This window comes from Dactylosporangium siamense (assembly GCF_016862795.1).
Lineage (GTDB): Bacteria > Actinomycetota > Actinomycetes > Mycobacteriales > Micromonosporaceae > Dactylosporangium > Dactylosporangium siamense.
Genome location: NZ_BONQ01000083.1, coordinates 155210 through 172321 on the forward strand (window position 1 = coordinate 155210; position 17112 = coordinate 172321).

Consider the following 17112-nt stretch of genomic DNA (forward strand, 5'->3'; position numbering starts at 1 on the left):
GCGGGAAAGAAGAAATATAGTGCAGGTAATCGAGGCGCCATTGGCATGGCGCAGGAGCCAGGCATGCGCAAGCACTGCTTGCGTGGAAATCGCCGAGCAGTTGTCCGCGTTCTTTGTTCGCGATTCAAAGGACACGGACGGCTCAGTCCTGAAGTTCCAGCGAGCGGACTGGGGCTCCTTCATTGCCGGCATCAGGGCGAATGCCCTTGAGGCCCATTGAAACAACGAGTGGTACGGCTGAGCGCTTAGGCGGCATCGCTGCGTCCTGGCGCTCAGCCCTCGGCAAGTCCGCCGTCCGTCTGAATCACGGCGACGAACGATGCCCACGCTGCCACATCGAACTTCAGCAGCGGGCCTTCCGCATCCGTCGAATCGCGCACCAGAAATGCGCTCTCGCCTCGAGCGACCTCGATGCACGCCTGGCTTGCGCAGGCCGCGCTCTTCCGCCAGATCAACCCGTCTCGACCGTCAGCCACAGGGTCCTCCTCACCTTGGACCTGGCATCCAGGATACGGACCGCTCCGGATCGCGCCACCGCGATTTATCGATTCATGGGACTTTGGCATGTGTGAATGCCTCATTCACGTGCAAACCAGGGCGAAAAGGCAATGATCGTGCCGCCTGCGTTATGCACATCGCAGGCGGCACGATCCCATCAGGCCGCTAGAGGGCCCGGTTGAGCAACTGATACGCCTCGTCATAGCCGGCCAGGTCGCGCCGGTCCATGCTGCGGGAACGGACCTCGAACGCCCTCATGAGCGCCCGTTTGACCTGACCGAACATGAGCATGTCCGAAGAACTGAACAAGACGACCTTCACGCCCAGGTGGTGACCCACCAGGTGCAGCGTCCGGGGCGTGAGGGCCCGTGATGTGGAACCCACCATCGGCGGGGCGGTGAGCGCGGCGAAAGCGAACAGGTACTCCCCCGCCGAATTGATCACCGGCCACGCGACGAGCACTCCGACGACGGCCAGAACCCCCATCACCATCAGAACGATCCGAGCCGGGTGAATCGAACCCCGGACGACGTGCACCCCCTGCACCTCGTCCAGCACGAAAACCCGGGGCTCCGGCGACCACAGGGCGAAGATCTCCTCTGTGATCATCAGGTCGGTACTTCGATAGAACACCGTCGTTGACATTGCTCCCCCTCCATGTCGGGCAAGTCATCGCGGTCGTCCGTGCTGCGAGGCGGTTCAGCGGGTCCCCATCCGCGAGCGAATCACCACGCAGTCAGAGTCGGTTGTCGATCCGGGTCCGGCCCCCACCGGACACTTGAGCGGTTGAGACTCTGGCCGTCCATCCGCCATCCCAGTATGGATGAGGTGCCTCACAGATCGCCAGACCACAACCTGCCATATCGCAGATTGACGTACAACGGATGGCCGCACCGCAGCCGAACTTCTCCTGCCGGTCACCTTGGGCGGCCGAACGAGCGACCCCGGGAGTGCGCCGAGGCGGCGAAACGCCCGACATTGTCCGAAAAAGGAGAGTGGGGTACAGCATCCGGCTGACCTTGCAATGAAATCTACGTATGTCTATTGATTCGGTCTGATCATCCGGATAGCTTCGACGGGCTCACGGCAACCGTTCCCATCCGGCGAGGAGTACCCCCGATGACGCGACCCGACGTTCCACCGTGTTGCAGCGCCGACGACCAGCCGGCCGGCGGCCTCAGCCGCCGCAGTGTGCTGCGTGGCGCGGCACTCACCGGCGGGCTGGCGGTGGGCGGCACGGTCTTCGGCCTGCCCGGCACCGCGTACGCCGCGCCGGTGATCTACAACCCGTTCTCCGGATACACCATCACCCAGACCTGGGCCCAGCACCGCGCCAACGGGTCGCTCGGCGGCATCGACTTCGCCATGCCGGTCGGCACCGGCCTGCCCGCCTGCGGCGCGGGAACGGTCACGAACATCCCCAACAACGGCACCGGCGGCAACACCGTCACGATCGCCCACGCCGACGGGTACAAGAGCCAATATCTGCACCTGTCCGCGTTCGTGCTCGCCAACGGCACGTCGGTGGCCCGCGGCGCCACCGTCGGCAGGTCCGGCGGCGCGGTCGGCGCTCCCGGCTCCGGCTCCTCCACCGGCCCGCACCTGCACTGGCACATGATCAACCCGAGCGGCACCAGGATCAATCCGCTGGAGTACGTCGCGGCCCACCCGCCCACCGGCGCCCTGCCCAAGACCACCACCGAGACAACCGGCGAGCCAGGCCCGGCGTGCTACGCCCGGATGCAGAACTGGCTCCGCCTGACCAACGGCTACACCGGCCCGATCGACGGCGTCCCCGGCACCAACACGTACGCCGCCCTGCAACGAGCGCTGCGCGGCTACGGGTACACCGGCCCGATCGACGGCGTCATGGGCACCAACTCCTGGCGCGCCGTGCAGAACCTCGCCTCCGGCTACGGCTACACCGGCCCCTTGGACGGCGTGATGGGCCCCAACTCATGGCGCGGCTTCGCCCGTTTCCTCAACCTCGACGCTTGGGACTAGCCGGCGGGGGACGCCATCACCCAACTGGAACGGCGACCGCCCAGACCGCGGGATGCTCCACATAACTGGGATACATATTGCGGCTATGCGTAGCGAAGCCTGTTGCCGCGACCACCGCAGGGTGCCCTGACCGTCAGCCGCGTGCGCGACCCTCGGCGCCGCGCTCATCTCGGTCACGACCGGACGAGGCGCACGCCGGTCACGAGCAGCCAGACGAGCCAGGCGGCGAACCCTAGGAGCCCGACGAAGATCAGCGCCGAGCCGTCGGCGATCGCGAGGTTGCCGACCCCCGCGGCGAGCAGCAGGCTCCCGCCCACCAGGCCCAGCAGGCGCTGCCAAGCCGGAGTCAGCCCGCTCGCGTGCGCGGCGAGGGCCGCGCCGATGAAGGTGGTGCCGAGCGTCGGCAGCGCCAGCGCGAACGCCGCCGCGTGAACCTGCCAGAACAGCTCGAACGCGGGCGTCGGCTCGGCGAGCCCGCCGGCGGAGAGCGCGAGCCCGATCTGCAGGACGTTGACAAGCACGAAGATGGCCGACAGCGTCGCGCCAGCGGCCACGGCGAGGCGCGACCAGTCGGCGCTCGCTTCGCCGCGCCGCTCCACGAGGCCGTGCAGGCCCGTCACGAACACGAGCAGCAGCGGCAGGTACAGGGCCACCAGACCGGACACGATCGCGACCGAGTTGCGGTTGGCCGCGTAGTAGGCCAGAACTTCCTCGATCGGAGCACCGTAGGTCGGCGCGCCCGTTCCCGCCAGCACCGCGTTCTCCATCGCCACCGACAGCGCGAACGCGATCGCCGCAGCGCCGACGAGCCGGCCTCGAACGAACCAACTGCGGGCTGGCGTGGTGGCGGTGTTCTGCGCTGATCTCATCGCTTACTCCTTCGTTTCAGTCGGATGGCGGGTTGTCGAGCAGGTTCGGGGTGTTCGTTCGGATGGTCATCGGTTCTTCCTTCGAGAGGAGCGGTCCGTCCGCCGGATTGGTGGCAGGTTTGGGCGTGCACACGCACGGGTTGGGTCGTTCTCGTCGGTCCGGTCGTCAGACGGTGACGACGACCTTCCCTCGGGTGTGGCCAGCCGCGACGTAGCGGAGGGCGTCGGCTGCTTCGTCGAGGGGGTAGGTGCGGTCGATGACGGGCGTGACCTGCCCGGTCGTGAGCAGGTCGGCCAGGGTGAGCAGGTCCTGGCGCTTCTCGACCGACAGGAAGGGCTTCAGCTGCTGACGGGTGAACCCGGACAGCACGCGCGCCTTGACGATCCGACCGAGGGGGCCGAGCCAGCGGCCGCCGCGTCCGCTGTTGGGGATGAGGGTGCCGGTGGGCGTCAGCGCTCGGCGGACAGCCGCCAGGGGCTGGGCTTCCACGTTGTCGAGGATGACGTCGTAGCGCTTCTCGGTGCGGGTGAAGTCGGTCCTCGTGTAGTCAACGACGTGGTCGGCACCGAGCGACCGGACCAGGTCGACGTTGCGGGTGCTGCACACACCCGTCACCTCGGAGCCAAACGCCTTGGCGATCTGCACGGCGAAGGAGCCCACGCCGCCCGACGCGCCCGTGACCAGCACCGTCTGGCCCGGTCGGACGTTCGCGATCTCGCGCAATGCCTGCAACGCCGCCATGGCCGACGTGGGCACCGCTGCCGCGTCCACGATCGACAGATTGGCAGGCACGGACACGAGGTTGTCCGCCGGGACGCAGGCGTACTCCGCGAGCGTTCCAGCGGTGCTCCAGCCGAACACCTCGTCGCCGGGGCGGAGAGCGGTGACATCCTTCCCGACGGCTGCCACCACGCCGGCGAGATCCCTGCCAGGGATGCCGTGGCGCGGCCGGCGGAGCCCGAACGCCAGACGCACCACGTACGGCTCACCGGTCATGACGAAGTAGTCGCCGGGATGCACCGAGGCCGCGCCCACCTGGACGAGCACATCGCCTCGACCGGGGCGCGGTAGCCCGACCTTGCACGACTCGAGCACTGAGGGCGGGCCGTAGCGGTGCTGGACGGCGGCCCGCATCGTCGCCGCTCCGACCGGACTGGCCCCTGGCACCAGGCGTGCTGAGGCGTTCGATCGCTGTTTGTTTCCCATAGGAGCCTCCTCACGTCCGAGCTGCGACCCTCGCTTGCTCGTACACCGTACTTCGTACGCCGTACTATGCCCGTACGGTGTACGATCGTCAAGCCGTTCGAGGGAGCGAGGAGACCCGTGTCTGCGAGGAAGCAACGCCAGGTCACGTCAGACGCGGGGCTTAGAAAGCAGCAGGTGGTGGTCGAGGCGGTCCGGCTCGCCGACCGCGAGGGGGTCAACGGGCTGAGCATGCGCCGGCTGGCTGACGCGCTCGGCGCGGGCGCGATGTCGCTCTACCACTACGTGGCGAGCAAGGAGGAGTTGCTGGACGCAATGATCGACGTCGTGTTCGAGGAGATCGAGTTCCCGCCCGAGGAGACCGACTGGCAGTCGGCGATGCGACGGCGGGCGGTATCCGCCCGGCAGGTTCTCGCACGCCACCCATGGGCGATCGGCCTGATGGAGTCGCGGACATCGCCGGGGCCCGCGCACCTCCGCCACCGCGAAGCGGTCACCGCCTGCCTTCGGAGGGCTGGCTTCCCGGTGCTGATGGCGACGCACGCCAACTGGTTGCTCGACAGCTACGTCTACGGTTTCGCCCTGCAGGAAGCCAGCCTGCCGTTCGGCACCGCCGATGAATTCGCCGACATGGCCGAGGATGTCTTCCTGCCTCAGCTTCCTCCTGACGAGTTCCCCTACCTCAATGAGTCCGCCGCGGCGCTCGTCGCTGCCAACTACGACCCGGCGGAGGAGTTCATCTTCGGCCTCGACCTCATCCTGGCCGCCCTCGAGCCCCTGAGAGCCTCCGCGTAGCGACGCTCACGGACCGTCGCGCGGCCCTGTGCACCCCAGCTCCGATCCAACACCACCGCACCACCGGGCGTACGGGCGTTCGTCTCGAGTTGCGGATGCCGTGGGCGGGGCGGGCGTCAGGTGCTGATGATCCTGGCGATGGCCTGGGTGGCTTTGGCTTCGGTGCCCCCTGGCGGAGCTCGTCGAGACTCCCATGAACGTCCACGGACAACAACGAACGCCACCCCGCACCGCTCGGGAAGCCTGCCCACTTCCGGTCGACGGCGTTCCCCGATGTCTGTGACCTGCTGTTCCAGTTCGTGTCGGATCGCGGTGGATGCTGGCGGACGGGTATGAACGAGACGACAACTGAGACGGGACCACGGGTGAGGCCGCCCGAATTGTGACTACGCATAAACGCAAGTTTTATTGCGTTTATACGTAGTCGAGCGCCGGACCTTCTGCCGCTCTTCAGGTCGCGCCATCAGGCTGATCTGCTGGCCTGGCTCTATCTTCACCCGGACCGTGAGTACACCCCGACCGAACTGGCGACGCGCTTCGGTCTTGCGCTCACAACTGTGCTCCGCGAGGCACACCGCCTGGTGGGGGCCGGCCTCCTCCATGAGCGGACCGTCGGTCGTTCGCGACTGCTGAGGGCGGCGGTCGACCATCGGGCCGCTCCCGCCCTGACGCAGCTCCTGGCGTAAACGTTCGGACCTCAGACCGTCCTTGAGGAGGTCTTTCTGGAGGTCGAGGGCGTCCGCAGCGTCCATATCTACGGTTCCTGGGCTGCCCGCTACACAGGTGTGCCGGGTCTTCCTCCGGGAGACGTCGACGTCCTCGTCGTGGGAACGCCGGCCCGTGCCGACGTGTATGCCGCATCGGACGTCGCTCAGGAGACGCTCGGCCTGCCTGTCAACCCGACCGTCCGCACCGTCGAGCAATGGACGCAGCCGACCGACAACCTGGTCAGGGAGATACGTTCGTCGCCGCTCGTCACCGTCCTCGATCTGGATACCGACCAGGGAAAGGAATCCTCGTGACCCGCTGGGCTCCGGGCGCAGACAAGATCCAGGAACTGCTCAACGTCGGCGACCTGCAGAAGGTCCAAGGAGGCGATGCGGACGGGCAACCGCTGCTGGACAAAGCGGCAAAGACCCTCGCTTCCTCGCTGGCGCTCCGGTCTGCCGACGCGGACAGCAGCTATACGCTGGCGTACGACGCGGCGCGCTTCGCCTGTACCGCGCTTCTGGCGCAGCAGGGCCTCAGGCCTACTACCAAGGGCGGGCATTACGCCGTCGAACAGGCCGTGCGCGCCCAGTTCCAGACGCATTTCCGCACCTTCGGACGTTAAGGCGTCGCCGCAATGAGCTGGAGTACCCAACCGCGAACAACATCGGCTGGAGACGGCAGAGGCCGCGGAGGCGCATGACAGTGCCGCCGCAATCATCGACGCCGCCTCGAAGCTGTTGCCGCATCTACAGTTCTTCTGAGTCGCGCCGTAGGGAGACGCAGAACGCCCGGTTCGTCTGTGGGACGAGCCGGGCGTTCGTGCTGGCCGAGGTGCGGTGGCGCGGGATTCAAATCCCAGGAAGGCTTGCACCTTCACACGCTTTCGAGGTTTGCCGTCCCTGTCCGCGCTTCACTGCCGGGGTTCATGAACAGGGCGGACCGTGCGCGGCGGACGGACGTGACCGACGGCGGACGTGAACGAACGAGACGACAACTGAGACGACGTAAGCACCCAGATGCGGCATCCGTAGGCTGTGCTGCCTGGGTACGTCTCGCAGATCCTCGGCAAGACCGAGTTCAGTCTTAACGACCGAGCAGTGTGCCAATCCTGCTGATTGCCGGACCAACCTGCGGTATTACCGGTATTACACTGATCTCATGAGTGGGTTGCTATGGCGGATGCCGCAGCCGGATGAGAGTCCGCAGGCGACCTTGCGCGATGGGCTGACCGTGGCGGACGTCGCCGAGGTCCTGGACCGTGACGAGCGGCTACAGCTTCGGGCCCACAACGACCTGCTGCTGCTCGTGGCTGCCGAGACGGACGCCCGAGTGCTGGTTCGGGTGCTGCTGGTGCGCAATGACGACTCGTTCGTCTGGCGGGTGCACAGCGCTCGCGCTGCCAGCGTGACCGATCGGGAGCATTGGATACACAGGAAGGATGAGCGATGACCGGGACAGCGCCGGACTTCGACCGGATGACCAAAGAAGAGATTGCAAACTGGCTGCTGGAGGCCGACGACATCACCGCCTGGCGTGAGTGGGCGAAGCCGTCGAGCCCGTCTGGAACCTTCGTCCAAGTTGATCCAACAGGCGAGGCGGTCGAACGCGTCGTAACGGTGAAGATGCCAGGCGACATGGTTGCGAGGCTGGACAGCGCAGCAGGCCGCGATCGGGCCGGCCGGTCTGGAATCATCCGGGCCGCAGTGGAGGAATATCTCGAGCGGCACCAGGGAGAAGCGGCGTAGGCCAAGTAAAGCCACCGCCCGGCCCAAGCGTCGCCCACAAATGAGACCAGAAAGCCGGACGCCCGGCCTCGTCATGATGGACGAGCCGGGCGTTCGTGCTGGCCGAGGTGCGGTGGCGCGGGGATTCGAACCCCGGGAAGGCTTGCACCTTCACACGCTTTCGAGGCGTGCTCCTTAGGCCACTCGGACACGCCACCGCCGAGAAGGCTACCGGATGCCTGGCCGCGTCCGCGCGGGGGATCGCCGTTTGGCAGGATCGGGGGCATGAGCACGCACATCGGCGCTGAGCCGGGCGACATCGCTGAACTTGTCCTCATGCCGGGAGACCCGCTGCGGGCCAAGTGGATCGCTGAGACGTTCCTGGAGGACGCCCGCTGTTACTCGACGGTGCGGAACATGTTCGGCTTCACGGGGACGTTCGAGGGCACCCGGGTCAGTGTCCAGGGGTCGGGGATGGGGATGCCGTCGGCCAGCATCTACGCGCATGAGCTGATCAACGACTACGGGGTGAGGTCGCTCATTCGGGTGGGGAGTTGCGGAGCGCTGGTCGAGTCGCTCAAGTTGCGGGACGTGGTGGCGGCGATCGGGTCCAGCACGGACTCGAACATGAACCGGGCCAGGTTTGACGGGCTGATCGACTACGCGCCGGTGGCGGACTTCGGGTTGTTGCGCACGGCGGTGGACGTGGCCGCGGCGCGGGGCATCGAGATGCGGGTCGGGCCGATCCTGGCCGCTGACGCGTTCTACACGGATCGGCCCGACCTGTACGACCGGCTGGCCGACTACGGCGTGCTGGCCGTGGAGATGGAGTCGGCGGCGTTGTACACGATCGCGGCCCGGTTCCAGGCGAAGGCGTTGACGCTGCTGACGGTCAGCGACCACATCAAGACCGGCGAACGGACGACGGCCCAGGAGCGCGAGCAGACGTTCAGCCAGATGGTGGAGATCGCCCTGAAGACGATCACGAGCTGAGCAGAAGAAGACATCAACTGCCCAGAGCAACGGTCGGCGAGAGCCGGGCGGCCCGCACCGCGGGATACAGCCCGGCCAGCCCGCCGATCAGCAGCGTCGCGAGCAGCCCGCCGCCGAGCACCCACAACGGCACCACCACGGGCCATGACTGCGACACCGCGTAAGCAAAAGTGATCAAGAAGCCCAGCACCAGGCCGCCGGCGCCGCCGAGCAGGGACAGCAGCAGCGACTCGGTCAGGAACTGCAGCCGGATCTGGGCCCGGCGGGCGCCCAGGGCCCGGCGCAGGCCGATCTCGGCGCGGCGCTCCAGCACGGAGATGACCATGGTGTTGGCCACGCCGACGCCGCCGACCAGGAGTGCCACCGCGCCGAGGCCGAGCAGCAGGCCGGTGAAGGCCGCGTCGAACGCGGCGCGGGCGGCCAGGGCGTCGGAGGGGCGGGAGACCTGCACCTCGTTGGGCGCCGACGGGTTGGCGGTGGCGGCGAGGACCCCCGCGACGGCGGTGACGGCGTCCGGGCGGGCCCGGGCGTAGATGGTGGTCGGGTAGCCGTCGAAGCCGAGCACCTCGGTCGCCGTGGACCAGCCGATCAGGGCCGCGGAGTCGAGCTCGGGCGCGAGCGGCACCGGTGCGAGGACCCCCACGACGGTGAACCAGTTCCCGCCCAGCCACACCGTCAGGCCCGGCGGCACCCCCAGCAACGCGGCGGCCCGCGACCCGAGCACCACCGTCGGGACCGTGCCGACGCCCAGAAACGCACCGGCCGACACGGTCGCGCCGACCGTGGACAGCAGCTGCGGCGACGCGGCGAGCACCGCGATGCCGCCCGTCTCTGTGGCGGGGATGCGGTCCGTCCGGTACACCCGGGCCGACGGGACGCGGCCGGTGGAGGACACCGAGGTCACCGGGCCGACCCTGGCAACCATCGCGGAAGCGTCAGCAGGCAGATGGGCCGCGTCGCCGAAGAACGTCTTGCCGGGGCCGACCGACAACAGGTTGGTGCCCAGCGCGGAGAGCTGCCGGTCGACCTGGGCCCGGCTGGACGTGGAGATGCCGACGACGGCGACCATGGCGGCGATCCCGATCGCGATGCCCAGGGCCGACAGGACGACCCGCAGCGGCCGCGTGCGCAGGCCGGCGCCGCCCACCCGGACCACATCCAAGAAGGAGAGCTTCACAGGATTCTCCCGTCGCGCATCTGGACGCGGCGGGGCAAGGCCGCGGCAATGTCCCGGTCGTGTGTGATGACGATCACTGTGGTGCCGTCCGCGTGCAGGTCCCGCAGGAGCGACAGGACGGCGGCGCCGGCGGCGGTGTCGAGGTTGCCGGTCGGCTCGTCGGCGAGCACGAGGGGTGGCGACCCGACGATGGCACGGGCGACGGCGACGCGCTGGCGTTCGCCGCCGGACAGCTGGTGGGGCCGGTGGGTGAGGCGGTGGCCGAGCCCGACCCGCTCGAGGGCGGCGCGGGCCCGGCGCCGCCGCGAAGCCAGCGGCACCCCCGAATAGAGCAGCCCGTCGGCGACGTTGTCCAGGGCGCTGACCCCGGCCGCCAGGTGGAACTGCTGGAAGACGAACCCGATCGTCCGGGCGCGCAGGCCGGAGAGCCGGTCGTCGTCGAGGGCGCCCACGTCGAGGCCGGCGATCTCGACGGTGCCCTCGGTGGCGCGGTCGAGCGTGCCGATGACGTTGAGCATCGTCGACTTGCCGGAACCGGAAGGCCCGACGATCGCCAGCATCTCGCCGGCCGCGACCGACAGCGAGACGCCGTCGAGTGCCTGGACGCCGCCGGGGTACGACTTCCGCACGTCCCTGAGTTCGATCATGCCGCTGCCCCGAAGATCATGCCGCGGTCCGAAGATCATGCCGCCGCTCCGAAGGCCACGCCGCTGCCCCGACGATCATGCGGCGGTCCGAGGTTCATGCCGCCGTCCCGACGGTGAGGCCCTCGCGGAGGTCCGGGCCCGAGACCTCGACCCGGCCGCCGGCGAACAGGCCGGTCGTGACGGCGACGGTCCGGACCGTGCTCCCGTCGAGCAGCTGCAGCCCGTAGCCGCCCTCCGCGAGCGCGACCAGCGCCGAAACGGGCACGATGAGCACGTTGTCGCGGCGCTCGGCGACGAGGGTGACGTCGACGGGCGCCGAGGAGTACCGGCCGAGCTGTTCCTGCTTCACGAGCGAAACGGTCACGTCGACCGTGACGATCGACGGCGGGCCCGGTTGCACGGTGGCGACGGCGCCGATGGCCGTGATGGTGCCCGGCACGGTGGCGCCGTCGGGGAGTTTCACGGTCGCCTGGTCGCCGACGGTGGCGAGGTCCTGCTTGGTGACGTCGAGCTTGACGGTGACCTGGCGGGTCGGGCCGGTCCAGTCCAGGACAGGGCCGGTGGCGTTGTCGCCGAGGTGGCCCTTGACGGCGCCGACCCGGATCGCGGCGGGGGCCATGACGACCCGGCCGAGGTCGACGACGCCGGTCTCGGATAGGCCGAGCCGTTCCTGCCAGTCCCGCACCGCCGACGCCGTCGCCGACGTGAACGCGTCGTCGACGGTGAACCCCTTGAAGCCGAGCGCCGACAGGTTGCTCTCGAACGCCGCGACGTCGGCACCGGAGTCGCCGGAGCGCAGTGGACGAAACAGCGGCGCGGTCCCGTACATGAGCAGCACCGGTGTGCCGTCGACCTGATAGAGCGGCTGGCCGCGCTCGACGGTGCGCCCCTCGCCGGGCAACCCCGTGATCATGCCGGGCAACCGGCCGACGACGGTGGTCGCGGCGCCGAAGTCGAGGGTGCCGTCGACGTCCTCGGTCTGCGTGATGGTCCCGCGGACGATCTTCGTGGCGGCCGGCGGGGCCGGGGCGGCGACCACGGCCGGGTCGCGGTCCAGCAGCAGCCACCCACCGGCGCCGGCGAGCAGCGCGGCCGGCAGCACGAACAGGAGGGTGCGCTTCACCGGCCCACCACCACGCTCTTGCACGCGTTGGCCGCGTCCCGGAACGCGGGGCTGTTGATGTCGATGGCGCCGTTGCCGAGCATGTCGGCGACGCCGCTGGCCGGGTCGGGGTCGGCCATGTCGACGCCGTGCTCGCGCATGCACCTGGCGAACGCCCGGGCCTGCTCGAGCTGCTCCGGGGTGAGGTTGCTCAGGGTGCCGCCGTTGGGCAGCAGCTGCCGGCAGGCGGACATCGCCTCGGCCGCCTTGCCGCGGTCGACGTCGCCGCTGATCTGCAGCTCGCCGTCGGGTCCGGGGTCGGCCATCTCGACACCGTGCTCGCGCATGCACTTGGCGAAGCGCCGGTTGGCCTCCGCCCTGTCGGCCGAAGGGGACGCCGACACGGTGGCGCCGCCGCCGGCCGTGGCGACCGGGGGGCCGGTGGTGGGCGAGCAGGCGGCCAGCAGCAGCACGGCCGCCGTCGTCAACAGAACGCGTCTCATGCCAGCAGGAGACCCGCGCGGCGATAAAACGGACATGAGGGAAACCGCTTATCCCTGGCTTACGCGGCGTACGGGCACCATGGACCTGTGCGGGTTCTGGTGGTCGAGGATGAGCAGCTGCTGGCCGACGCGGTCGCCGAGGGGCTGCGACGGGAGTCGTTCGCGGTCGACGTGGCCTACGACGGCGACGGCGCGCTGCAGCGGCTCGGGGTCAACGAGTACGACGTCCTGGTCCTGGACCGGGACCTGCCGGAGGTCGGCGGCGACGACGTGTGCCGGTGGGTGAGCGCCGAGCTGCCCGAGACCCGGATCCTGATGCTGACGGCCGCGTCGGCGGTCCTCGACCGGGTCGATGGGCTGTCGCTCGGTGCCGACGACTACCTGGGCAAGCCGTTCGCGTTCGCGGAGCTGGTCGCGCGGGTCCGGGCCCTCGGCCGGCGGGCCAGGGCCGCGACGCCGCCGGTGCTGGAGCGGGGGGACCTGCGCCTGGACCCGAACCGGCGGGAGGTGTTCCGGGCCGGTCACTACGTGGCGCTGACGCGCAAGGAGTTCGCGGTCCTCGAGGAGCTGCTGCGGGCCGGCGGCGGGGTGCTCAGCGCCGAGCAGCTGCTGGAGCGGGCCTGGGACGAGCACATCGACCCGTTCACCAACGTGCTGCGGGTGACGGTGATGACGCTGCGGCGCAAGCTCGGCGACCCGCCGGTGATCGAGACGGTGGCCGGCGTCGGCTACCAGATCCGATGAGCCGGCTCGGCATCAGGACCAGGCTGACCGTCCTGTACGGCGTGCTGTTCCTGCTCGGCGGCGCGACCCTGCTCGGCGTCACGTACTTCCTGGTCAAGCAGAACATCCACCAGCGCAACACCACCTCGGTCGGGTCGCTCCCGGCGGAGATCAAGTTCGGGGACGTGGACGTCAACGCGTTCGTCCGGCAGCTGCAGAAGCGCCAGGCCGAGATCGAGAACAACACCCTCGACGCGCTGCTCACCCAGGGTGGGATCGCGCTCGGGCTGGTGACGGTGATCGGGGTCGGGTTCGGCTGGCTGATGGCGGAGCGGGCGCTGCGCCCGGTCGGGCGGATCACGGAGACGGCGCGGCGGGTCGCCGGCGGCAACCTGCACGAGCGGATCGCGCTCAAGGGGCCGGCCGACGAGATCAAGGAGCTCGCGGACACGTTCGACTCGATGCTGGAGCGCCTCGACGCCGCGTTCGACGGGCAGCGCCGGTTCGTGGCCAACGCGTCGCACGAGCTGCGCACGCCGCTGACGATCAACCGGACGCTGATCGAGGTCGCGTTGGGCCGTGCCGCGCCGCCTCCGGAGCTGGTGCACCTCGGCGAGACCCTGCTCGCGGTCAACGCGCGACACGAACGGCTGATCGACGGGCTGCTGACGCTCGTCGCCTCCGAACAGGCGCTGACCGTGCACGAGACGGTGGACGTCGCGCAGATCGCCCGGCACGTCACGGCCGACAAGGTCGCCGAGGTGTCCCTGGAGGCCGCGGTCACGGTCGGCGACCCGGTCCTGCTGGAGCGGGTGGTGCAGAACCTCGTCGACAACGCCGTCGCCTACAACGTGCCCGACGGCACGGTCTGGGTCCGGACCCACACCACCGGGTCGCGGGCCGAGCTGGTCGTGGAGAACACCGGTCCGGCGATCCCGGCGTACGAGGTGCCGCGGCTGTTCGAGCCGTTCCGCCGGCTCCGGTCGCGGACCGGCTCCGCCACCGGGACGGGGCTGGGTCTGTCGATCGTGCGCTCGGTCGCGGTGGCGCACGGCGGGCGGGTCGACGCGCGGCCGCGCGACGGCGGCGGCCTGGTGGTGACGGTGACGCTCCCCACACAAAACTAACCGACCGATCGGTTTTTTAGTTGGTACGGTCAGCGCATGCCCACCGTGGACGGCCGCCTGCTGCGCGGCGAGCGTGCCCGCACCGCGACCCTCGACGTCGCCGTGGGCCTGGCGACGGAGTCGGGCCTTGACGGGCTCTCGTTCAGCCAGCTCGCCGAGCGGGCCGGGGTCAGCAAGTCGGGCCTGTTCGCGCACTGGGCCACCAAGGAGGAGCTGCAGCTCGCCGCGGTCGCGCACGCCGAGCAGCGCTTCACCGAGGTGGTGGTGCGGCCGGCCCTGCGGGCGCCGCGCGGCATCCGCCGGCTGTGGGCGCTGCAGGAGAGCCGCCTCGCCGACATGGCCAGCGGCGCCCTGCCCGGTGGCTGCTTCTTCACCAACGCGCAGTTCGAGTTCACCGTGCGCCCCGGCAGCGTCCGCGACGCGCTGAGCGCCGCCCTCGCCGACTGGCACACCCTGCTGGAGCGGCTGATCGCCGAGGCGGTCGAGCTGGGCGAGCTGCGCGCCGACGTGCCCGCGGCGCAGCTGGCGTTCGAGCTCAACGCGCTGGGCACCGCAGCGGTCTACGAGTCGCGCCTGTTGCGGGCGGACGAGATCTACACGTACGCGCGAACGGCCGCCCTGCAGCGGCTCCGCGGCCTTGCCCTGGTTCCGTATCTGGAGGATCTGCCATGACCACTGTCGTGCTGCCCGGTCACGTGTCCCCGTTCGTCGTGCACTTCGACGACCTCGACGCGATGGGCATCGTGCACAACGCCCGCTACGCGGTGTTCCTGGAACGGGCCCTGTCCCAGTGGTGGAGCGAGCGCGGCCACTCCTACGCCGGCGGCCGGCCGACCACGTCCGACGTGATGCACGCCGTCGCCGAATACTCGATCTCCTACAAGGCCCCGGTCCGCGGCACCGGCGAGATCGGCGTCCACTTCTGGGTCGAGACGCTGGGTGAGACGAGCGCCGTCTACCGCTTCCGCATCCTGTCCGCGGACGGGCAGACCGTGCACGCCGAGGGCCGGCGGGTCAACGTGAAGCTCGACCCCCGCACCCTGCGGCCCGCGCCGTGGAGCGACGACGCCCGCACGCACGCACGCAGCTTGCTAGCGCCGGTCGCCGAAGAAGCCGCGTAGCAGCACGGCGGACTCCTCCGCCAGGACGCCGGCGAGCACCTCGGGGCGGTGGGTGAGCCGGCGGTCGCGCAGGACGTCCCACAGGGAGCCCGCAGCGCCGGTCTTCGGCTCCCACGCACCGAAGACCACGGTGCCGATCCGGGCGAGCACCAGCGCGCCGGCGCACATCGTGCACGGCTCGACGGTGACCACCAGGGCGCAGTCCTCCAGCCGCCAGGCGCCGAGCCGCGTGGCGGCCCGGCGCAGGGCCAGGATCTCGGCGTGCGCCGTCGGGTCGCCGGTGGCCTCCCGCTCGTTGTGGGCGGCGCCGAGCTCCGTGCCGTCGGGGCCGAGGACGACCGCCCCGATCGGCACGTCGGCGCCGGCGGACGCGGCGACCAGCAGGGCCCGCCGCATCGCCGGCTCCCAGCGCTCGCGCACAGGCGTCAGGCCTCGCGCAGCTCTTCGATCTCGTCGCCGGCACCGATCGCCTGGCAGATCTCGGCCGTCAGGTCGGCCGGGAGCATGCCCTCCTGGGCGCACAGCTCCAGCAGCCGCCCGCCGGGCAGGCCCAGGTCGGCGAGGAGCTCCGGATCCCCGACCGGCTCGATGTCGGGCTCGACCGAGGGTCCCTCCTCCTCGTCATCGTCGTCGTCGGCGTCGTCGACCTCCTCGTCGGCGATCTCCGGCACCTGCTCCTCGATGTCGCCGAGGAGGATGGCGCCGAGACGCGACTCCGCGGCGAAGATCGAGTCGGAGCCGAAGATCCGCAGATCCTCACCGTCGTCGAGGCGCAGGATCACCAGATACGCGTCGTCGGACTCGACGAACAGCAGTGACACCGTCGCGTCCGGGTCGGTGTCGCGCAGGCGTTCGGTGATCTCCTCGACGTCGGCGACGCCACTGAGGTCGAGCTCGGCCGCGGCCCAGCTCTTGGAGCCGCGTGTGACAGCGGCAGCGAAGTGCGACACGGTCCCCCCGGTCGGTGCTCGTCGTTACCCGAGAACACTATTCGAGCAGATCGGCGGTTGGCGCAGGGCTAGTCGGCGAGTCGTCGGCGAGTCGCGATGAGCTCGCGGAGACGATCGGCGCGGAGACGGCGTGGATGGAGCCGCTCGCGAAGCGCTTTCGCGTCCGCGAGCTCGACCAGCAGCGCGAGCCGTCGACGACGCCGCTCGGGATCGAGCCGCTGCAGCCTCAAAGCCATGTTGCTGAGAGTGATACTCGTCGCAATCCACGTCAAGACCACGCGGCAAAGTCCTTGTGCCAGCTACTGAACGTAGCTTTTCGATGCGGCTCCGCTGCCACCTCCGACGCCGATCCGCGGCTACCAGAGCAGCCAGTCGCCACCGGCCAACCGGTAGGCCACGACGATCCCGGCGATCGCCAGGGCGATGCCGCTGGACGCCGCGACCCCGACGGCGACGCCGCGGTCGCCGAACCTCGCAAGGATGAACGCCGCGGCCCACGAGACCAGCCCGGCGATCAGCGTGAGCCAGATGTAGCCGCGGGCGGACGTGGCGAGCAGCCCGAACAGCAGCATCCAGGCGGCCCCGGCGGCGGCGCCAGCGGTGATCATCTGGCTGCGCACCGGCAGCGGCTCGCGATAGGTGGGCCGCGGTGGCCCCTGGCTGACCACGAACGGCGGCGGCCGCAGGACGCCCTGCCAGGCCCCGTAGGACGCGGCGGGGGTGAGCGGCCGGGTGGTGCTCAGTCGCGGCGGCGGCCCGATGACCGGTGACCCGTTGGCGCCTGGCCAGACCGGCCGGCCGGCGGGCATCGCGGCGGTCACCCCGGCCGCCCCGTGCGGGGGCGGGGCCACCGGATGTGCGCTGCTGGGCAACGGCGGCGCCGGCGTCACGGGGTGCTTCGCGGGGCGCGAAGCGTCCGGCGAGCTCCACTGCGACTCGTTCACTGCCACGAAAAAGAGCTTAG

Annotated in this window: 24 protein-coding genes and 1 tRNA gene; 12 read left to right on the top strand and 13 right to left on the bottom strand. The window is 69.8% G+C overall.

What is annotated here, in order from left to right:
* Positions 1 to 19 precede the first annotated feature (19 nt).
* Entirely contained in the window at positions 20 to 220 is a 201-nt protein-coding gene (locus tag Dsi01nite_RS27610; protein ID WP_203849186.1) for a DUF397 domain-containing protein, read from the top strand.
* A 52-nt stretch (positions 221 to 272) separates the two neighbouring features.
* Here Dsi01nite_RS27610 and Dsi01nite_RS27615 read toward each other — a convergent pair whose 3' ends face one another.
* Positions 273 to 476 (bottom strand): DUF397 domain-containing protein, encoded by a 204-nt coding sequence (locus Dsi01nite_RS27615; protein WP_239136211.1) that lies wholly within the window; start codon positions 474 to 476, stop codon positions 273 to 275.
* A gap of 187 nt (positions 477 to 663) precedes the next feature.
* Positions 664 to 1143, bottom strand: a complete 480-nt coding sequence (locus Dsi01nite_RS27620) for a DUF6232 family protein (protein WP_203849187.1) — start codon at positions 1141 to 1143, stop codon at positions 664 to 666.
* Positions 1144 to 1617: 474 nt separating this feature from the next.
* On the opposite strand from Dsi01nite_RS27620, the gene Dsi01nite_RS27625 reads away from it, so the two are divergent.
* Positions 1618 to 2502 (top strand): M23 family metallopeptidase, encoded by an 885-nt coding sequence (locus Dsi01nite_RS27625; RefSeq protein WP_203849188.1) that lies wholly within the window; start codon positions 1618 to 1620, stop codon positions 2500 to 2502.
* Between the two features lie 173 nt (positions 2503 to 2675).
* Here Dsi01nite_RS27625 and Dsi01nite_RS27630 read toward each other — a convergent pair whose 3' ends face one another.
* Together Dsi01nite_RS27630 and Dsi01nite_RS27635 are read right to left on the bottom strand one after the other, a co-directional pair.
* Positions 2676 to 3371 (bottom strand): hypothetical protein, encoded by a 696-nt coding sequence (locus tag Dsi01nite_RS27630; protein ID WP_203849189.1) that lies wholly within the window; start codon positions 3369 to 3371, stop codon positions 2676 to 2678.
* Between the two features lie 166 nt (positions 3372 to 3537).
* Positions 3538 to 4506, bottom strand: coding sequence for an NAD(P)-dependent alcohol dehydrogenase (locus Dsi01nite_RS27635; protein WP_203849190.1), 969 nt, complete (start codon positions 4504 to 4506; stop codon positions 3538 to 3540).
* Between the two features lie 246 nt (positions 4507 to 4752).
* On the opposite strand from Dsi01nite_RS27635, the gene Dsi01nite_RS27640 reads away from it, so the two are divergent.
* Positions 4753 to 5370 (top strand): TetR/AcrR family transcriptional regulator, encoded by a 618-nt coding sequence (locus Dsi01nite_RS27640; protein WP_239136212.1) that lies wholly within the window; start codon positions 4753 to 4755, stop codon positions 5368 to 5370.
* 386 nt (positions 5371 to 5756) lie between these two features.
* Here Dsi01nite_RS27640 and Dsi01nite_RS59205 read toward each other — a convergent pair whose 3' ends face one another.
* Complete coding sequence (locus tag Dsi01nite_RS59205) at positions 5757 to 6122, bottom strand: hypothetical protein (protein ID WP_239136213.1); 366 nt, start codon at positions 6120 to 6122, stop codon at positions 5757 to 5759.
* A gap of 72 nt (positions 6123 to 6194) precedes the next feature.
* On the opposite strand from Dsi01nite_RS59205, the gene Dsi01nite_RS27650 reads away from it, so the two are divergent.
* From Dsi01nite_RS27650 to Dsi01nite_RS27665, 4 genes are all read left to right on the top strand, one after another.
* Entirely contained in the window at positions 6195 to 6392 is a 198-nt protein-coding gene (locus Dsi01nite_RS27650) for a hypothetical protein (protein ID WP_203849192.1), read from the top strand.
* Positions 6389 to 6703 carry a hypothetical protein gene (locus tag Dsi01nite_RS27655; protein ID WP_203849193.1) on the top strand — a complete coding sequence of 105 codons (315 nt, stop codon included), beginning with the start codon at positions 6389 to 6391 and terminating at the stop codon, positions 6701 to 6703. Before Dsi01nite_RS27650 ends, Dsi01nite_RS27655 begins: the two co-directional genes overlap by 4 nt.
* 536 nt (positions 6704 to 7239) lie before the next feature.
* Positions 7240 to 7530 (top strand): hypothetical protein, encoded by a 291-nt coding sequence (locus tag Dsi01nite_RS27660; protein WP_203849194.1) that lies wholly within the window; start codon positions 7240 to 7242, stop codon positions 7528 to 7530.
* Positions 7527 to 7826 carry a ribbon-helix-helix domain-containing protein gene (locus tag Dsi01nite_RS27665; RefSeq protein ID WP_203849195.1) on the top strand — a complete coding sequence of 100 codons (300 nt, stop codon included), beginning with the start codon at positions 7527 to 7529 and terminating at the stop codon, positions 7824 to 7826. The genes Dsi01nite_RS27660 and Dsi01nite_RS27665 overlap by 4 nt, the downstream gene beginning before the upstream one ends.
* Positions 7827 to 7936: 110 nt before the next feature.
* Here the strand turns inward: Dsi01nite_RS27665 and Dsi01nite_RS27670 are convergent.
* Positions 7937 to 8023 (bottom strand) — tRNA-Ser (locus Dsi01nite_RS27670).
* A 67-nt stretch (positions 8024 to 8090) separates the two neighbouring features.
* On the opposite strand from Dsi01nite_RS27670, the gene deoD reads away from it, so the two are divergent.
* A complete protein-coding gene (gene deoD / locus Dsi01nite_RS27675; protein ID WP_203849196.1) occupies positions 8091 to 8798 on the top strand; it encodes a purine-nucleoside phosphorylase in 708 nt (235 codons plus the stop codon).
* Between the two features lie 13 nt (positions 8799 to 8811).
* On the opposite strand, the gene Dsi01nite_RS27680 is transcribed toward deoD, so the two are convergent.
* The 4 genes from Dsi01nite_RS27680 to Dsi01nite_RS27695 form a co-directional block, all read right to left on the bottom strand.
* Positions 8812 to 9975, bottom strand: coding sequence for an ABC transporter permease (locus Dsi01nite_RS27680; protein ID WP_203849197.1), 1164 nt, complete (start codon positions 9973 to 9975; stop codon positions 8812 to 8814).
* Entirely contained in the window at positions 9972 to 10622 is a 651-nt protein-coding gene (locus Dsi01nite_RS27685; protein ID WP_203849198.1) for an ABC transporter ATP-binding protein, read from the bottom strand. The genes Dsi01nite_RS27680 and Dsi01nite_RS27685 overlap by 4 nt, the downstream gene beginning before the upstream one ends.
* Before the next feature lie 94 nt (positions 10623 to 10716).
* A complete protein-coding gene (locus tag Dsi01nite_RS27690) occupies positions 10717 to 11745 on the bottom strand; it encodes a peptidoglycan-binding protein (protein WP_203849199.1) in 1029 nt (342 codons plus the stop codon).
* Entirely contained in the window at positions 11742 to 12227 is a 486-nt protein-coding gene (locus Dsi01nite_RS27695) for a hypothetical protein (RefSeq protein ID WP_203849200.1), read from the bottom strand. The genes Dsi01nite_RS27690 and Dsi01nite_RS27695 overlap by 4 nt, the downstream gene beginning before the upstream one ends.
* A gap of 87 nt (positions 12228 to 12314) precedes the next feature.
* Between Dsi01nite_RS27695 and Dsi01nite_RS27700 the strand changes: the two genes are divergently transcribed.
* Genes Dsi01nite_RS27700 through Dsi01nite_RS27715 form a run of 4 tightly spaced genes read left to right on the top strand, consistent with a single transcriptional unit; the run spans position 12315 to position 15198 of the window.
* Complete coding sequence (locus Dsi01nite_RS27700; RefSeq protein WP_203849201.1) at positions 12315 to 12971, top strand: response regulator transcription factor; 657 nt, start codon at positions 12315 to 12317, stop codon at positions 12969 to 12971.
* Positions 12968 to 14077, top strand: a complete 1110-nt coding sequence (locus Dsi01nite_RS27705; RefSeq protein ID WP_203849202.1) for a sensor histidine kinase — start codon at positions 12968 to 12970, stop codon at positions 14075 to 14077. Before Dsi01nite_RS27700 ends, Dsi01nite_RS27705 begins: the two co-directional genes overlap by 4 nt.
* A 36-nt stretch (positions 14078 to 14113) precedes the next feature.
* Positions 14114 to 14749 (top strand): TetR family transcriptional regulator C-terminal domain-containing protein, encoded by a 636-nt coding sequence (locus tag Dsi01nite_RS27710; protein WP_203849203.1) that lies wholly within the window; start codon positions 14114 to 14116, stop codon positions 14747 to 14749.
* Positions 14746 to 15198 (top strand): acyl-CoA thioesterase, encoded by a 453-nt coding sequence (locus Dsi01nite_RS27715; protein ID WP_203849204.1) that lies wholly within the window; start codon positions 14746 to 14748, stop codon positions 15196 to 15198. Before Dsi01nite_RS27710 ends, Dsi01nite_RS27715 begins: the two co-directional genes overlap by 4 nt.
* Here Dsi01nite_RS27715 and Dsi01nite_RS27720 read toward each other — a convergent pair.
* From Dsi01nite_RS27720 to Dsi01nite_RS57555, 3 genes are all read right to left on the bottom strand, one after another.
* Positions 15169 to 15594 carry a nucleoside deaminase gene (locus tag Dsi01nite_RS27720; protein WP_203849205.1) on the bottom strand — a complete coding sequence of 142 codons (426 nt, stop codon included), beginning with the start codon at positions 15592 to 15594 and terminating at the stop codon, positions 15169 to 15171. The genes Dsi01nite_RS27715 and Dsi01nite_RS27720 overlap by 30 nt on opposite strands.
* A 29-nt stretch (positions 15595 to 15623) precedes the next feature.
* A complete protein-coding gene (locus Dsi01nite_RS27725) occupies positions 15624 to 16148 on the bottom strand; it encodes a tRNA adenosine deaminase-associated protein (protein WP_203849206.1) in 525 nt (174 codons plus the stop codon).
* Between the two features lie 356 nt (positions 16149 to 16504).
* On the bottom strand, positions 16505 to 17098 hold the full coding sequence (locus Dsi01nite_RS57555) for a hypothetical protein (protein ID WP_239136214.1): 594 nt from the start codon (positions 17096 to 17098) through the stop codon (positions 16505 to 16507).
* Positions 17099 to 17112: the final 14 nt, after the last annotated feature.

Excerpts from the sequence above, each read along its gene's own strand:
- Dsi01nite_RS27620 (WP_203849187.1), bottom strand. The coding sequence starts at position 1,143 with ATGTCAACGACGGTGTTCTATCGAAGTACCGACCTGATGATCACAGAG.
- Dsi01nite_RS27625 (WP_203849188.1), top strand. The coding sequence starts at position 1,618 with ATGACGCGACCCGACGTTCCACCGTGTTGCAGCGCCGACGACCAGCCG.
- Dsi01nite_RS27630 (WP_203849189.1), bottom strand. The coding sequence starts at position 3,371 with ATGAGATCAGCGCAGAACACCGCCACCACGCCAGCCCGCAGTTGGTTC.
- Dsi01nite_RS27635 (WP_203849190.1), bottom strand. The coding sequence starts at position 4,506 with ATGCGGGCCGCCGTCCAGCACCGCTACGGCCCGCCCTCAGTGCTCGAG.
- Dsi01nite_RS59205 (WP_239136213.1), bottom strand. The coding sequence starts at position 6,122 with ATGGACGCTGCGGACGCCCTCGACCTCCAGAAAGACCTCCTCAAGGAC.
- Dsi01nite_RS27660 (WP_203849194.1), top strand. The coding sequence starts at position 7,240 with ATGAGTGGGTTGCTATGGCGGATGCCGCAGCCGGATGAGAGTCCGCAG.
- Dsi01nite_RS27665 (WP_203849195.1), top strand. The coding sequence starts at position 7,527 with ATGACCGGGACAGCGCCGGACTTCGACCGGATGACCAAAGAAGAGATT.
- deoD (WP_203849196.1), top strand. The coding sequence starts at position 8,091 with ATGAGCACGCACATCGGCGCTGAGCCGGGCGACATCGCTGAACTTGTC.
- Dsi01nite_RS27685 (WP_203849198.1), bottom strand. The coding sequence starts at position 10,622 with ATGATCGAACTCAGGGACGTGCGGAAGTCGTACCCCGGCGGCGTCCAG.
- Dsi01nite_RS27695 (WP_203849200.1), bottom strand. The coding sequence starts at position 12,227 with ATGAGACGCGTTCTGTTGACGACGGCGGCCGTGCTGCTGCTGGCCGCC.
- Dsi01nite_RS27705 (WP_203849202.1), top strand. The coding sequence starts at position 12,968 with ATGAGCCGGCTCGGCATCAGGACCAGGCTGACCGTCCTGTACGGCGTG.
- Dsi01nite_RS27710 (WP_203849203.1), top strand. The coding sequence starts at position 14,114 with ATGCCCACCGTGGACGGCCGCCTGCTGCGCGGCGAGCGTGCCCGCACC.
- Dsi01nite_RS27715 (WP_203849204.1), top strand. The coding sequence starts at position 14,746 with ATGACCACTGTCGTGCTGCCCGGTCACGTGTCCCCGTTCGTCGTGCAC.
- Dsi01nite_RS27720 (WP_203849205.1), bottom strand. The coding sequence starts at position 15,594 with ATGCGGCGGGCCCTGCTGGTCGCCGCGTCCGCCGGCGCCGACGTGCCG.